The organism is Nitrosarchaeum sp. AC2 (genome assembly GCF_013407385.1).
In the GTDB taxonomy this organism is placed as follows: Archaea; Thermoproteota; Nitrososphaeria; order Nitrososphaerales; family Nitrosopumilaceae; genus Nitrosarchaeum; species Nitrosarchaeum koreense.
The window spans coordinates 906,088-918,651 of sequence record NZ_CP030847.1; the positions used below are offsets into that span (position 1 = coordinate 906,088).

General features: G+C 34.7%; 24 protein-coding genes. 11 read left to right on the forward strand and 13 right to left on the reverse strand.

The window, feature by feature from the left end:
* Window positions 1-30 precede the first annotated feature (30 nt).
* Genes DSQ20_RS05335 through DSQ20_RS05345 form a run of 3 tightly spaced genes read left to right on the forward strand, consistent with a single transcriptional unit; the run spans window position 31 to window position 1,524 of the window.
* On the forward strand, window positions 31-495 hold the full coding sequence (locus tag DSQ20_RS05335; protein WP_179364862.1) for a hypothetical protein: 465 nt from the start codon (window positions 31-33) through the stop codon (window positions 493-495).
* Between the two features lie 30 nt (window positions 496-525).
* The gene (gene tatC / locus DSQ20_RS05340; protein WP_179364863.1) at window positions 526-1,326 is read left to right on the forward strand and encodes a twin-arginine translocase subunit TatC; all 801 of its coding nucleotides are present in this window, start codon (window positions 526-528) and stop codon (window positions 1,324-1,326) included.
* 12 nt (window positions 1,327-1,338) lie between these two features.
* The gene (locus tag DSQ20_RS05345) at window positions 1,339-1,524 is read left to right on the forward strand and encodes a twin-arginine translocase TatA/TatE family subunit (protein WP_179364864.1); all 186 of its coding nucleotides are present in this window, start codon (window positions 1,339-1,341) and stop codon (window positions 1,522-1,524) included.
* Here DSQ20_RS05345 and DSQ20_RS05350 read toward each other — a convergent pair.
* The 5 genes from DSQ20_RS05350 to DSQ20_RS05370 are packed head-to-tail and all read right to left on the reverse strand — an operon-like array spanning window position 1,521 to window position 4,196.
* A complete protein-coding gene (locus tag DSQ20_RS05350; RefSeq protein WP_179364865.1) occupies window positions 1,521-1,943 on the reverse strand; it encodes an SRPBCC family protein in 423 nt (140 codons plus the stop codon). The genes DSQ20_RS05345 and DSQ20_RS05350 overlap by 4 nt on opposite strands.
* A complete protein-coding gene (locus DSQ20_RS05355) occupies window positions 1,913-2,506 on the reverse strand; it encodes a UbiX family flavin prenyltransferase (protein WP_179364866.1) in 594 nt (197 codons plus the stop codon). Before DSQ20_RS05355 ends, DSQ20_RS05350 begins: the two co-directional genes overlap by 31 nt.
* A 59-nt stretch (window positions 2,507-2,565) precedes the next feature.
* A complete protein-coding gene (locus DSQ20_RS05360) occupies window positions 2,566-2,703 on the reverse strand; it encodes a hypothetical protein (protein ID WP_179364824.1) in 138 nt (45 codons plus the stop codon).
* Window positions 2,704-2,757: 54 nt separating this feature from the next.
* Entirely contained in the window at window positions 2,758-3,897 is a 1,140-nt protein-coding gene (locus DSQ20_RS05365; protein WP_179364867.1) for a patatin-like phospholipase family protein, read from the reverse strand.
* Window positions 3,898-3,914: 17 nt separating this feature from the next.
* Window positions 3,915-4,196: a patatin-like phospholipase family protein gene (locus tag DSQ20_RS05370; protein ID WP_179364868.1), complete on the reverse strand. Its 282-nt coding sequence runs from the start codon at window positions 4,194-4,196 to the stop codon at window positions 3,915-3,917.
* 203 nt (window positions 4,197-4,399) lie between these two features.
* On the opposite strand from DSQ20_RS05370, the gene DSQ20_RS05375 reads away from it, so the two are divergent.
* The 3 genes from DSQ20_RS05375 (at window position 4,400) to DSQ20_RS10720 (ending at window position 5,889) form a co-directional block, all read left to right on the forward strand.
* Window positions 4,400-4,684 (forward strand): hypothetical protein, encoded by a 285-nt coding sequence (locus DSQ20_RS05375; RefSeq protein WP_179364869.1) that lies wholly within the window; start codon window positions 4,400-4,402, stop codon window positions 4,682-4,684.
* Between the two features lie 114 nt (window positions 4,685-4,798).
* Entirely contained in the window at window positions 4,799-5,266 is a 468-nt protein-coding gene (locus DSQ20_RS10715; RefSeq protein ID WP_255458140.1) for a DUF1246 domain-containing protein, read from the forward strand.
* 101 nt (window positions 5,267-5,367) lie between these two features.
* Complete coding sequence (locus DSQ20_RS10720; protein WP_255458395.1) at window positions 5,368-5,889, forward strand: DUF1297 domain-containing protein; 522 nt, start codon at window positions 5,368-5,370, stop codon at window positions 5,887-5,889.
* Here DSQ20_RS10720 and DSQ20_RS05385 read toward each other — a convergent pair.
* On the reverse strand, window positions 5,886-6,149 hold the full coding sequence (locus DSQ20_RS05385) for a hypothetical protein (RefSeq protein ID WP_007550404.1): 264 nt from the start codon (window positions 6,147-6,149) through the stop codon (window positions 5,886-5,888). The genes DSQ20_RS10720 and DSQ20_RS05385 overlap by 4 nt on opposite strands.
* Window positions 6,150-6,380: 231 nt before the next feature.
* Here DSQ20_RS05385 and DSQ20_RS05390 point away from each other — a divergent pair, with 231 nt between their 5' ends.
* Window positions 6,381-6,641, forward strand: a complete 261-nt coding sequence (locus tag DSQ20_RS05390) for a hypothetical protein (RefSeq protein ID WP_179364870.1) — start codon at window positions 6,381-6,383, stop codon at window positions 6,639-6,641.
* A 1-nt stretch (window position 6,642) separates the two neighbouring features.
* Here DSQ20_RS05390 and DSQ20_RS05395 read toward each other — a convergent pair whose 3' ends face one another.
* Window positions 6,643-6,879 carry a hypothetical protein gene (locus DSQ20_RS05395; RefSeq protein ID WP_179364871.1) on the reverse strand — a complete coding sequence of 79 codons (237 nt, stop codon included), beginning with the start codon at window positions 6,877-6,879 and terminating at the stop codon, window positions 6,643-6,645.
* A gap of 285 nt (window positions 6,880-7,164) precedes the next feature.
* On the opposite strand from DSQ20_RS05395, the gene DSQ20_RS05400 reads away from it, so the two are divergent.
* Window positions 7,165-7,695, forward strand: a complete 531-nt coding sequence (locus tag DSQ20_RS05400; RefSeq protein WP_179364872.1) for a hypothetical protein — start codon at window positions 7,165-7,167, stop codon at window positions 7,693-7,695.
* 463 nt (window positions 7,696-8,158) lie between these two features.
* On the opposite strand, the gene DSQ20_RS05405 is transcribed toward DSQ20_RS05400, so the two are convergent.
* Window positions 8,159-8,827: a hypothetical protein gene (locus DSQ20_RS05405; RefSeq protein ID WP_255458141.1), complete on the reverse strand. Its 669-nt coding sequence runs from the start codon at window positions 8,825-8,827 to the stop codon at window positions 8,159-8,161.
* Between the two features lie 80 nt (window positions 8,828-8,907).
* Here DSQ20_RS05405 and DSQ20_RS05410 point away from each other — a divergent pair, with 80 nt between their 5' ends.
* The gene (locus DSQ20_RS05410) at window positions 8,908-9,471 is read left to right on the forward strand and encodes an HD domain-containing protein (RefSeq protein ID WP_179364874.1); all 564 of its coding nucleotides are present in this window, start codon (window positions 8,908-8,910) and stop codon (window positions 9,469-9,471) included.
* Here the strand turns inward: DSQ20_RS05410 and DSQ20_RS05415 are convergent, their stop codons facing one another.
* Window positions 9,472-9,840, reverse strand: a complete 369-nt coding sequence (locus DSQ20_RS05415) for a hypothetical protein (protein ID WP_179364875.1) — start codon at window positions 9,838-9,840, stop codon at window positions 9,472-9,474. It abuts the gene before it with no gap.
* A gap of 39 nt (window positions 9,841-9,879) precedes the next feature.
* Between DSQ20_RS05415 and DSQ20_RS05420 the strand changes: the two genes are divergently transcribed.
* Window positions 9,880-10,062, forward strand: a complete 183-nt coding sequence (locus DSQ20_RS05420; RefSeq protein ID WP_179364876.1) for a hypothetical protein — start codon at window positions 9,880-9,882, stop codon at window positions 10,060-10,062.
* Between the two features lie 129 nt (window positions 10,063-10,191).
* On the opposite strand, the gene DSQ20_RS05425 is transcribed toward DSQ20_RS05420, so the two are convergent.
* Window positions 10,192-10,404 (reverse strand): hypothetical protein, encoded by a 213-nt coding sequence (locus DSQ20_RS05425; RefSeq protein ID WP_007550395.1) that lies wholly within the window; start codon window positions 10,402-10,404, stop codon window positions 10,192-10,194.
* Between the two features lie 35 nt (window positions 10,405-10,439).
* Window positions 10,440-10,577 (reverse strand): hypothetical protein, encoded by a 138-nt coding sequence (locus DSQ20_RS05430; protein WP_179364877.1) that lies wholly within the window; start codon window positions 10,575-10,577, stop codon window positions 10,440-10,442.
* Between the two features lie 106 nt (window positions 10,578-10,683).
* Between DSQ20_RS05430 and DSQ20_RS05435 the strand changes: the two genes are divergently transcribed.
* Window positions 10,684-11,769, forward strand: a complete 1,086-nt coding sequence (locus DSQ20_RS05435; RefSeq protein ID WP_255458142.1) for a hypothetical protein — start codon at window positions 10,684-10,686, stop codon at window positions 11,767-11,769.
* Here the strand turns inward: DSQ20_RS05435 and DSQ20_RS05440 are convergent, their stop codons facing one another.
* Together DSQ20_RS05440 and DSQ20_RS05445 are read right to left on the reverse strand one after the other, a co-directional pair.
* Window positions 11,770-11,976: a hypothetical protein gene (locus DSQ20_RS05440; protein ID WP_179364878.1), complete on the reverse strand. Its 207-nt coding sequence runs from the start codon at window positions 11,974-11,976 to the stop codon at window positions 11,770-11,772.
* A gap of 54 nt (window positions 11,977-12,030) precedes the next feature.
* Window positions 12,031-12,456 (reverse strand): bifunctional nuclease family protein, encoded by a 426-nt coding sequence (locus tag DSQ20_RS05445; RefSeq protein ID WP_007550391.1) that lies wholly within the window; start codon window positions 12,454-12,456, stop codon window positions 12,031-12,033.
* Between the last annotated feature and the right edge of the window lie 108 nt (window positions 12,457-12,564).

Below are 12,564 nucleotides of genomic sequence, written 5' to 3' on the forward strand. Positions count from 1 at the left end.
TTTATATCAGATTAGAAAAGAATACCCAGATTGTCAAGATCAAGATATTGGAAGATAACTGCAGATGAGATGGAGAAATTTGTGTATAATGAATCAAAATTACTAAACTGGGAGATAAAGTGTGTAAGAGAACCAGAAGTACAAGCAATTTTCATAGGTCTTTTCATGTATAGAAACGGCACGCCATTTGATTATGAATCAGTTAAGGGAATCACATACTATCACAACAATATTCCAAGAAAGGAACTGCCATCAATCACCAGTTTTCTGCAAGAAAAATTTGGAGGAAAAGAGATGGAAAAAGGCGAGAGAATATTTCTTAAAGATTCAAAGGAAATCTATTCCAGCAAAGACATTGCAACATTAGCAAAAAGCATGGAACAGAAATTCAAGACAAAAGCAATCATATCTTTAGAGTTCCAAGATTTGAGTTTAGAGGAGCTCAAAAACGCAGGATTGCCTGAAGCAAAATTACTTCCAATCCCAGGCAAATAGATAAAGCGGTTTGAGATAGATTGATTTTAGATGTCGTCTATTGAAGATATCAATAAACATCTAGAAGAGTTAAGAAAACGTTTTGTACGAGTAATTATTGTTTTAACAATTATTTTTGCATTTGTAATTTCATGTCACTTGTATCCTATCGAGATATCTGGAGTTCAATTGTATTATCCTGAAATTGATCCTGTGAACAATATCGCAGCACAGATTACAACACATATGAAAAATAATCTAGTTCCACAGGGAGTACAGTTAATTCAAACAGAACCAGGACAAGCATTTTTTGCTCAAATTTATGTTGCGGCCCTTGTAGCAATAGTAGTTGGAATGCCAATGATAATCAAAGAGTCGGTCGGATTTATCAAACCAGCATTAAAAGAACGAGAAATCAAAATAACACGAAGCGTTGCACTACCAGCTTTAGGATTATTCATTACCGGTTGTATCTTTTCATATTTCCTAGTAATTCCATTCATGTTGGAATTTCTCTACAAATACGGAGATGCATCAGGACTGATTACATTTCTTAACATAATGGACTTTATTACTTTTGTTTTGCAATACTTGCTTGCATTTGGCATATCATTTCAGATCCCATTGATAATGTATGCATTAACAATGGCTGAAATTGTTGATTCAAAGTTTTGGAGAAAAAATGTAAGATATGCAATACTTGCAATTGTGGTTTTTGGGGCAATAGTTACTCCAGATGGAAGTGGTGTAACCATGTGGTTTATTGCAGTGCCTATGATGGCATTGTATTTTGGAGGAATGGCAGTAATTGAGCGCAAAAAAAGTAAAAAAGATTTAAATCTCAAAACATAGATTAAAGCTCAGATGGCACCACCGATGGGATATGAGATAATCATCATAGTAATTTTAGGAGTAGTATTAATTTTTGGTGCAAAAAAGATCCCAGAATTAGCAAAAACATTTGGTAAAGCAAAAGGGGAATTTGAAAAAGGAAAATTAGAAGGCGAAAAAGAGCTCAACGATTTTAAAAATAAAGAAAAAATCGACTAGACCTCTGCAAGCAAAGCAAACTCATCAATCATTTTAGAATATTCCTTTGGAATCTTGTCTTTGCCAAAACCCAGTTTCTTTAGTCCTTTAAACTTCCAATCAATCTCCAAAATCATTTTGGTCCCGTTTGGAAGCTGCTCGTATCTTGTTGTGATACGAGTACCCTTTGCATCCCCGCCAACAATGAATAGTTCGTGCAAGACAGGTTCGTCAGTTACATGCTTTGCCATGATTATAAATTCCTGTCCTCCTAGCATCAAGTGCTCCTCTACAAGCGAGTTATTTCCCCTAACCGAAATGGTTCTAGTTGAGGGATAGTATTGTGGAAGAATTTTTTGGAAATTTTCATAGTTTGTAGTAATTTCAAAAACTTTTTTTCGGTCAGCCTTTATGATCTTTTCAAAAACAACTCTAGCCAATTATAATTTGAAAGTACCCCACGAGGGTATAAACCGTGCTCCAGATCAAACTGGTCCAAGCATTTTCCAACTCCGTGATTTACAATATCATCGATTGTTTTTGGTTTTGTATAAAATTCTGTAACGGGTGGCAGTATTACAATTCCAAGTCTTGATAATTTTAACATGTTTTCAAGATGGATTGCAGAAAGGGGAGTTTCTCGAACCATTAAAATTAATTTTCTAGATTCCTTAATTGTCACACCTGCTGCTCGTGCCACCAAAGTGTCATCGTATCCATTTGCAATTGCAGATAATGTTTTCATGCTGCATGGCGCGACAATCATTCCATCAACCTTGTGAGTTCCACTTGAAACGCTTGCTGCCATATTTGATTCATCAGAAGTTGTGGTTGCAAGTGACTTTACATAGCCTATTTGAAATTCTGTCTCCATTGCAAGACACTTGATTGCCCACTCTGACATTATCAGGTGAGTCTCAACTCCCAGTTTCTTTAAGACCTCTAACAAGCGAACGCCATAGATTACACCAGTACTGCCAGTAATGCCAACTATCAACTTCATTGTAAACTATCTAATCATTCATGGTATTTTATCTATTAGATGATATGATGATTTTAGCACTAGCTAGTTTGTGCCTCATCTGCAGCATCTAGTTTTTGCTTTTCTCGTCTTCGCTTAATCCACAAGGAGATTCCACCGACTGCCATGGCAGTAAGCAAGATAACTCCGGCCATCTGCAATTCAATGGAATAAAACATACCAGTATTGTGATGTGTATTAAGAAAAATCTTGTGATTGGTTAATTTAACATCTCAAATGGTAGTCAACATGCCAATCTTTTTTAGATATTCTGAACTAAAGCGTGTTTTAAGATAATCAAACATATCATCATAACCGTTTTGTATGAGGCGTTTTATTGTGTTTGAAGTAAAATCAAAAACCTTGTTTGAAACCGCATAGTCATCATGTTCTCTTTCAATTCTTATGATTTCACCTATGTTTAGTTCACCTTCTACAAAATCACGATATTTTGTTGCCATTGCACCAACAAAGCGGTGTTGCATAGGTAGTGGTGCATCAAGCATTTTATCAATCACTTCTTGTTTTATTCCCTGTTCAATTGACATATTGATTAATTTTTTTGTCATCTCCTGAAATGATTGAAGAAACAGCAATATCGTTTCGTCGTTCTTTGTTCTATCTGCAAAAACAATATCTGAAACCCTATTTTTTACACCATCATAATCAAAAGGAACCGTGTTAACTCGTGCAGGGTTCAAATTTATTTGAACTACATCAAGTTTTGGCAGGATGCCCTTTACTCCCTTACCATAATACCAATATTGTCTTTGAGCTATAATCACCTGCATTAATGGTGTATTGATTAGAATTCCACCATCCCAGAAAAAACGTTCTTCTTTTTCATATCTCTTTGTATTTGAGTCATAACGTTCTGCATCCATCTTGACATAATCATAGTTAACTGGTACTGATGCACTTGCAATGACCTGATCTGCAGTTATTCCATCATCATATCTTATGACATGTTCAAATCCTATTATTGAATTCTTTTTGTTATTTTCATCTACAATTAATTTTCCATAACCACTATGTCTTCCACCATCCTCTTTTTCATAGCTATCAAACACAACAGGCATGCCTTCTCCTACGTCAGTAGCGACAAGTAATAGTCTTGGTTGATTATCTTCACGACTAGTGGCAATAGGAAATTTAGCAAATTTTTCTAGGCTTTCTTTTAGTGGTTTGGAATCATATCTGTACCACACGTTAAACATATCAAAGAATCTATTGTCAGCAACCATCTGAGGGTGTGAGAATACTTTGGAGACTCCAGTAGCAGTAAATTCTTTTGAAGAATAATATCTCCTAGTAGTTTCGGCATCTGCAAGATTTGTGAAAAACTTTCTATAATTATCCCACCATTGTGTCATATAATTTGGAATTTTATCTAAAAATGATTCTGTTGAAATATAATTCCAAAATCAATTAACCGTTCTGCAGAACCTTCCCACGTCTTGTTTTCTACCACATAACTTGTAATTATTGCAGAATTTATTGCACCAATAGATGTGCCTGCAATTATGTCAAACATGGGTCTCTTTTGATCTTCTAGTGTGTTTCTGTGTTTTAGGAACTTGTAACCTGCATCATAACACCCTGCTTCATATGCTCCAAGGGAACCACCTCCCTGAAGAATTAGCGCCCTTTCATTTTGCGGTATTTTTTCCATTCTATCTTACTCTTGTAAAGTGAAGGAGAAGATAATTTGTTTTTTGATCAAAGTTTAACCTGTTGATTCTTTTTTTGACATCAAATGTTGTGGTTTTATTCAAATCTTTTGTCATGAGTTTTAACTATATCTCATTCTAATAAATACAATTTCGATTTTCAATAATGGATTAATATGAGTGAAGTAAATTCAACTGCCTGCATATGATTAATCCAACCAAGATCATGTTATTGGTTTTAGGAATAATTCTAGGAATATTATTGGCGTTTGGGGCAAGTAATTTTGAGATAATACTCAAGAACAAGACAGATGAACTAAAAGATTTTTTAAATTTGGTAGCAAAAAATACATCTATTGTTTCTGTGAGTATTTTCGTTCTGACCGTACTTAAAAAAATACGCATCAGACCAACATGGTCTTATTTTGTAATGGGTGTGGCTGCAACCTACTCTATAATGACTATTGTAATTTTACCACTACTTTCATAATTTGATTTTTCAAACTTATCATTAATTAAAATTCCAAATGTAAAAATTCGATGCTCTTTTTTGAGGCTGATTTTTGAAAATTAGCTATATTAGTTCCCGTATTCTAGTTATCATATGATTAGTTCTTCTGAGATTAAAAAAATTGTAAACGGATATTCTGATGTAAAGATTGGCGTTATGGGAAGTCACTCTGCACTTGAGGTAATGGACGGAGCAAAAGATGAAAACTTTCAGACACTAGTTTACTGCCAAAAAGGAAGAGAAGGACCATACCAGAGATTTGGAAGAATAGCAGATGAGATTGTTGTGTTAAATAAATTCAAGGACATGGCATCTGCAAAAAATCAAAAAGCCATGCGTGACTCTAATGTCATAATAGTTCCCCACAGATCACTGACTGTATACCTTGGATACAAAACCTTGGAAAATTCATTTAAGGTTCCAATATTTGGAAACAGAAAACTATTCCAGGCAGAAGAGAGAACAGCAAAAAGAAACCAGTACTTTTTACTAGAGAAGGCAAGAATAAAATTTCCAAAGTTATTCAAAGACCCAAAAACATCAACAAACCATGTATTGTAAAGGTTCAGGAATTAAAGAGACCGCTAGAGCGGGCATTTTTCACAGTATCATCATACAAAGACTATAAAGAAAAATCAGAAGCTAAAATAAAACAGGGACTAATTTCAAGAAAGGGCCTAGAACAAGCAAGCATCGAGGAACTTGCAATTGGCACATACATGAATTTTAATTTCTTTCACACACCAATATCAAAACAGGTTGATTTTATTGGAATTGAGCGAAGACTGCAGACAAACGTCCATGACTTTAATGCACTTCCTGCAAAACAGCAGCTAGACATCAACATTGACTTGCAAAACATCGAGGTAGGTCACACGCCAGCTAGCATCAGGGAATCATTGCTTGAAAAAGTAATCAAGATGGGCGACAAGTTTGTAGCTGCAGTCAAAAAGGAATATGCTCCTGGGATCATTGGGCCATTTTCATTGCAGAGTGTAATTACAAAAGATTTGGAGCTTGTAGTGTATGATGTGTCACTGCGGGTCCCTGGAAATCCGATTGTTGCAACTACTAGCCCGTACACAAAATATCAGTACGGAAAAACATTTGGAATTGGCAAAAGAATTGCCATGGAAATAAGACAGGCCCAAGAAGAAAGCCGTCTAGATGAGATAGTTACCTAAGCAATTACAGTAATTTCTGGAATTGATGAACCGCCATAACCGGGATCGATTCTCTGTTTTGGATTCAACGAAGTATCATGATGACATGCCTTGTTGCAAACCGGGCAAAATTTTCTGTCAAGTACAATGCATTGGCAGATGTGGTTTTTGACATATGCTTGTGCTGCCTGGTTCCATTCCCCAGTGCCATTGCAATAAACGCAATCATGTGAAGATATTGAGCCTAAGCCTTTGCAAAAATCACAAATGTCTTCAGTCATATCTATATCTAATAGATAAACTAATTTTTAAATCAATATAATTGAAATGCCCAAAGACATATTTCAACGAGGATGTAAAAATCATTGTTGATTGGCTAGATTGAGAAATATATCGAATACTCAACGGTTTTAGTTCAAATAATTTTAGAACGGTTTTATTTGGACCAGAATTGCTGGATGCCAATTGACATAATCCAAACTCTTTTCTGTCAGAGGATAACAAAATGACTTGTGCCAAGAACTATCTACATAAAAGAGATAATCACGATTTTAAAAGAGCCAAAGCTCTGTCCAAGGTGCCAAAAAGACGACAAACTGGAAAAAAATATTGTCTTTGAGCGAAGATCAGACGGCCAGACAATACTGTGTTCAAGATGTGAGGCATTAACAGTAATTACAAATCACAATCTCAAAGAAGTTGAACTGTCAGCTGCCAAAGACTATCAGGTTATGCTAAAAGAGCCGCATCTGATTCGCAAAGTAACATACTAGATTATTCTAGTAATTGTTGAATGACATAGGTTCTGACATGTGCAAACTCCCATTCCTTGAGATCTGCGTTTTTGCATTCCTCTTTGATGATTAGTCCTGCCAGTCCCTTGCTCCAGATGTGTCTGTTTACATCATAGACTTCGATGATTTTTCCGTGCTTTGTAATTTTGATGCTGCCATGGCATCTTTGGATTATTTTGGCTGCAATGCTTCTGTACAGTTTATCCATGTTAGCCATAAAGTGGGAATGGTTTTTTGGATATCAAAAAGTTATGCTTTGCAGCAAAAATACCAATATATCACTGAAGTAAGATAATCAATTGCTGATGATTAAGAAAGCTATGTCTGATGTCTGATGAGTTTGCCGAATTATGAAGCGTTTATGATTTAATAAAAAATAAGTTCAAACAACTATGCCAAACTATGCCATTTTTGGTTTTAATTAATTTAGATTCTATGTTGACCTGAGGTCAGCTATCAGCAATCCATTATCTAGTATATTAGAAAATGACGTAATAAGATAATGGAACTATCTCATGAAAAGAATGGTGGACCATACACAAAAAGTGAGAAAAGAAAACGTCTTGATGAAGTGTATAGATTACATTTTGAATATGGTTATTCTGCTAGGAAGATAGCGGATTTTTTGAAGGTAAATCGTGGTACGATAAATCGAGATATTATGTATTGGTATGCAAATATTTCCAATAAATGGAGGCATTTAGATCCAGCAATTTATGTTATAAATCAAGTTGAAAGATTAGAATTGCAAAGAACTAGACTGCGAAAACAGATAGATAAGGTAGAATCATTTCAGGAAAAAATCATAATTGAAAAACTTGTTTTAGATATAGATATGAAAATTGCTAATTTTCAGATAAGACTAGTAGAAGCAACAAGTAATATTCGCAGAAAAACTGTAGAGGGAATTAATCACTGGTATGAAAAAGAAAAAAATAAGAAGAGAGTTTTTGCATCAGATATATTTTTAGAAGTATCTGAAAAAGCTCGTGAAAAAATTATTAAGATTTACGAAGAAGATCGGAAATTCTAATTTGTATTAGTCATATCTTTGAATGAGATTTGTAAAATGGATTTATGAGAAGAGATTAGAATATGATTTCAATCTGGATTATTCTCTAGTTATATCCATTCTTCTTCAGGATTCTCTAATTGATTCCATTTACTTTGAATTATTTTGATTATGCTTTTTTTATTTTTTAATCTAAGCATAAACCGATTATGTAAATTTTGTATTTAACAAAGGCGTAGAAATTATCCATAAAAAGAGGTTTAGAATCCTAAAGAAGGTGGGTTTGAAATATAGAATTCTTTTGAATATTATTCAGATATTCTAAAAACTTGAGGATTTAGGAAGTAATGATTTAGAAAAGAAAGTCTCGTCGAAACATCCCCTGTTGCAACGAGCCATACGAATTAGGACAATTTACTTACACAAACTTGAAACTTAAGAACAGTGGAATTTTTTGAGAAATATCACATCCGTTTTGGAAAAATTAGTATAATCTGTCTAGTTTTTTATCCAATAATTCAACTTGTCTTTTCATATCATCTACCAATGAATAAAGAGCGTTAGTGGAATTATCAACAGATTTTTTTCCGCCATTTGACCAGTCAATCATTGCCTCAAGCATATTCATTACCTGCAAGGAATAATCGGTAAGATCCTTTATGCTAAAATGTTTTTTCAAGTTCTCGTCATTTGGGAAAATTACAAGGTCATCATTCTGATAGATTCTGTACTGTTGAGTAGTTATTGCGTTTCTAAATCCAAGCAGAAACATTCCACGTATAGAATTTTTTAGCTTTTCAGAATACTGCATCTTGTTGCAAATTTTAGTAACCATCGGATAAAGCGAAGTGTTCTCATCAAAGCCGCCTTTTAGTTTGGCAGGATTGACAACAATTTTGAGAAACTTGTTTATCACATCAAGATGCGTCATGATAAAAGACATCTCTAAATAAATTGCAAAAACCATCGTCTCTTGGTTTTGAGAACCAAGGCTGCGTGCCACATTATGAAACGAATTTGAAAAGTCTTTTTCAAACTCTAAAAAATTTTTAAAAAATTCCTCGTCGCAATATTGCTCATTAAACTGGACCAGTCCGTGTGACTCGATATCATTTAGGATTACCAAAGTGGCTCGATAGTTTGCGTCACTCACAGACAATAGGCACAAATATCAAACTTAAGCATATCTTCAAAGTTAAACCTCTACATACAGGAGGATAAAACCAAAACCGCATGGAAGACAGTGCAGACATTGTACTAAAGGCAAAAAAACTTGCACATGAGAAACACAAAAATCAAAAACGAAAAGACGGAGTCACTCCATACTCTGATCACTTGGAAGGAGTTGTAAACAGACTAAAAAATCTGGGAGTCACTGACAAAAATGTACTTGCAGCGGCATGGATGCATGACATCATAGAATATACTGATGTGACATTTGATCAGATAAATGAAAAGTTTGGACGTGAAATTGCAGTGATTATTCTATCTTTATCAAAAGACAAGAGCGTTGCAAAAAAAGACATTGAGCAGCAGTATGTCACGCAATTAAAAAATGCATCAATTGATGCAAAATTAATCAAGCTGTGCGACATCTCTGCAAACCTAAAGGACTTGTCAACTGCGCCAATATCAAAGAATCAGAAAAACAAGCAAGTAAAAAAAATCATCCATTACATGAGGATTATCAAAAATGACATTTCAGAAAAACAGTCAGAGTATCCAAAGATTGCAGAAATAATAGATGGCATCAACACCATCTGCATCAAGTTTCATCAAAAGCCATTTACAGTTTGATCATGTCTTTGGATCAACGACATTTACTTTCATAAACAATGGAGATGACAACGCTTCAGGATTATCGATGCTCTTCCAGACAAAGACCTCAATTGTATACATGCCTATTTCAGTTGATGTCCAAGATTGTGCAGGCGAAAACGACTGGCGAGGTGAAAGCGAACCAGTAAGCCAAGACAAAGACACTACAGTGTTATCTGAATTTTTTACCTGAGTGATGTACACAAATGGCTGCTGTGTGTTGAGGCTGTTTGTAACGTCGGTAGTAATCATGATTTGGTTTCCAACTATCAAGGTGCGGACGTCATTTTCTGCAAAGGCAAGCCCGGTAAACGAAAACATGAACAAAAACAACATCAAAAATTTCATAAATATTACCGGCATTCATCATTATTTAATCCATTTAAAATGACAGAACTCCCAAAAAAATTTCCAGAGTATCTTATTTTGTACAAAACGCTCACAAAAAAGATTGAGGAGCTAGACTCTGAATCAGACAAGGACAAAATAAAAAGATATGAAGACGAGAGAGCAAAAATAAGAGACATGTTTCCAGAGAACTTTTTTGATAATTCAGAGGAATCATTATAATAAGTGAGAAATTCCAATTACTCTTGACTGGAGAATGTTCGAAAGAACAGCTACTTTTTAGTCCAAGCAGTGATTATTTAGTAGAGGATCACTCCAGTCATTTAAAAAATAAGAATTAGAGATTTACAATTATTCGTGTTGATGACCACAACCACATTCGTGATCATCGCCTTTTAATGACATTAATTTTTCAACCATATCATCACGGAGTTTTAGTAAATCACCGACTTGTTGTTTCAGACTACCTGAATCCCAGTTAGCTTCTTGAAGTGCCCTAACGCAATCAATTATCTCAAGATCTACGTTTAGTAGATTATCCATAATTTTTTCTTGTTCACTCATGTATAAGATACGAAAAGATGCCGTTTAATACTTTGTCAGCAGTTGCAACTTGGTTTTTTCTTTGTATGGGCCTTTATCATGTGGCGCAGCATTCTTTCAGTGTCAGAGAACTCCATGCTACATTCTCTGCACTTTGTGTCAAGTATGACTTTTTCTTTTCTGAAAAATCCCATGTTTTACAATTTTTAATTTGACATTAAATATGTTTAGCAAAAATAAATCAGACCAAATGATTCCATTCTACTAAATCCTTAAGTTTTTAGAAAATCAAGAAAGATATTGAAAATCATAATCATACTGTTTGCAATAGGCTTTCTTTTGAGCATAAATCTTGTACATGATTCATTTGGATACAATGTCGAATACAAAATATTTGGCAGACAATTCTTTGACACACCGCTTGTCTGCACATATCAACCAACACTGGAACAGGATCCATATCTAAAACAGTGGGGAGTTGACAGACTAGAAGAGTCTGCAAGGCTTGCAGTCCAGGATTGGCAATCTGCATTACAAGTACAAGAGGGAAAAAACACAAAGGACAACTGGAAGATAAACTACAAACTATTAACAGAAAAAGATGTGCAAAACAATCTGCAAAAAGATTGTAATGTCATAATTGAATTTTACCCAATACCAACAGAGAAAAACGAGATGTATCGAGTGCTAGGAGTAACATATTCAGATGATTCTGGTTTTAAATTAATTAAAATCTATTACAGAGACATACAAATCTGCAAAACAAGTGACGAGAAATACATCTACTATAGCGTATGTTATGGAGAAGGCATACTAATGTCAGAAAAACTTCGAACTACAATAACTCATGAGATTGGACATGCATTGGGATTGGGTCACTATCAAGCAGATGATCCAAAAGTAAATTCAGTTTGGGCAAAAGGATTGGTTGATGCAGAATCAATCATGGCAGTGTTTTCACATGAGAACTCAAAGCTAATGAAGATAAAACCAATCGATGTACAAAAGATAAAATCAATTTACACGCCAAACGGATTCAAGCCAATCAACACTACTCCAATTTTAGAGACACCTCAACCAACCTTTGAATCAATATCAGAAAAGCCAGCAGAGCAAGGCATACCCTCATGGATAAAACAAAATGCAAAGTGGTGGTCAAGTGGAACAATTACTGACAGAGATTTTGTAATTGGAATCCAATATTTGGTACAAAAAGACATCATCAAGGTGAGTGAAGTCAGAGAATCGACTGGAATTTTTACTCAAGAGATACCATCGTGGGTAAGAAACAATGCAAAGTGGTGGTCAGAAGACAAGATTACAGAGACAGACTTTATCAGTGGAATAGAACATCTAGTCAAAATTGGAATCATCAAGATAAACTAGTTATTCATCAGACTCTAGTTTGCGAATTATCTCCTCAATTGCATAGATTCTGCTTATCTCCATGTCCATAAACACTTCAAAAGTTCTTTTAATCTCGCCGTCTTCTTTATTTGCTATTTGCTTTTCAAGCTCAGAAACAGTAGAACGAATAGTATCTGCAAAAATGTTTAACATGTCTAATGCATCATCTACTCTAGTCTCAGTCACTTGGTTTGGATAGTTTGCACTGGTAGATTAATTTTATTTTAGATCAAATGTCACTTATGCTTCCATGTGTTCTTTTAGCAGATTTTTGCGTACTAGAATTGGAATGTTATACAAAGCCCCTAATGCCATGGCATCAGATGCTCGATAATTTCGCAATACAAGATCCTTTTTTCCAGTAAAGTACAGATTTGCGCGCAACACTTCGCCGCTTTCATAAATCTTGACCTTGACTAGTATCAACTCGTTTTCTTCACAAATCTCTTCTATCATTTTGTAAATTGACGGAACTGATTCAGCCGAGCTGTCAACAAAACTGGATATATGTCTTGCAACCTCGCCAGAAAATGCTCTCATGTGAAACTCTTTGTCATCATCGCCTTTGAGGACAAGCATTCCTTCAACTGCATAAGGATCTACAAATCCAACATAGTCGATTTTTACTGATTCATAATCTGGTTCTTGTGCTTGATCAATTTCCATTGTTATGCAATTTACATTTCGGTTCACTGCTTATAAAGATACTAAGGATAATCATTTTAACTTGTGAGAATTTTTCATGACTTTTATAAAAAATATTTAAAAATAATT

Bases quoted from the DNA above. Each gene is read 5' to 3' on its own strand.
- DSQ20_RS05415 (WP_179364875.1), bottom strand. From the start codon at position 9,840: ATGAAATTTTTGATGTTGTTTTTGTTCATGTTTTCGTTTACCGGGCTT.
- DSQ20_RS05400 (WP_179364872.1), top strand. From the start codon at position 7,165: ATGGAACTATCTCATGAAAAGAATGGTGGACCATACACAAAAAGTGAG.
- DSQ20_RS05385 (WP_007550404.1), bottom strand. From the start codon at position 6,149: ATGACTGAAGACATTTGTGATTTTTGCAAAGGCTTAGGCTCAATATCT.
- DSQ20_RS05365 (WP_179364867.1), bottom strand. From the start codon at position 3,897: ATGACACAATGGTGGGATAATTATAGAAAGTTTTTCACAAATCTTGCA.
- tatC (WP_179364863.1), top strand. From the start codon at position 526: ATGTCGTCTATTGAAGATATCAATAAACATCTAGAAGAGTTAAGAAAA.
- DSQ20_RS05420 (WP_179364876.1), top strand. From the start codon at position 9,880: ATGACAGAACTCCCAAAAAAATTTCCAGAGTATCTTATTTTGTACAAA.
- DSQ20_RS05360 (WP_179364824.1), bottom strand. From the start codon at position 2,703: ATGTTTTATTCCATTGAATTGCAGATGGCCGGAGTTATCTTGCTTACT.
- DSQ20_RS05430 (WP_179364877.1), bottom strand. From the start codon at position 10,577: ATGGGATTTTTCAGAAAAGAAAAAGTCATACTTGACACAAAGTGCAGA.
- DSQ20_RS05395 (WP_179364871.1), bottom strand. From the start codon at position 6,879: ATGGCTAACATGGATAAACTGTACAGAAGCATTGCAGCCAAAATAATC.
- DSQ20_RS05375 (WP_179364869.1), top strand. From the start codon at position 4,400: ATGATTAATCCAACCAAGATCATGTTATTGGTTTTAGGAATAATTCTA.
- DSQ20_RS05425 (WP_007550395.1), bottom strand. From the start codon at position 10,404: ATGAGTGAACAAGAAAAAATTATGGATAATCTACTAAACGTAGATCTT.
- DSQ20_RS05370 (WP_179364868.1), bottom strand. From the start codon at position 4,196: ATGGAAAAAATACCGCAAAATGAAAGGGCGCTAATTCTTCAGGGAGGT.
- DSQ20_RS05345 (WP_179364864.1), top strand. From the start codon at position 1,339: ATGGCACCACCGATGGGATATGAGATAATCATCATAGTAATTTTAGGA.
- DSQ20_RS10715 (WP_255458140.1), top strand. From the start codon at position 4,799: ATGATTAGTTCTTCTGAGATTAAAAAAATTGTAAACGGATATTCTGAT.
- DSQ20_RS05445 (WP_007550391.1), bottom strand. From the start codon at position 12,456: ATGGAAATTGATCAAGCACAAGAACCAGATTATGAATCAGTAAAAATC.
- DSQ20_RS05410 (WP_179364874.1), top strand. From the start codon at position 8,908: ATGGAAGACAGTGCAGACATTGTACTAAAGGCAAAAAAACTTGCACAT.
- DSQ20_RS05355 (WP_179364866.1), bottom strand. From the start codon at position 2,506: ATGAAGTTGATAGTTGGCATTACTGGCAGTACTGGTGTAATCTATGGC.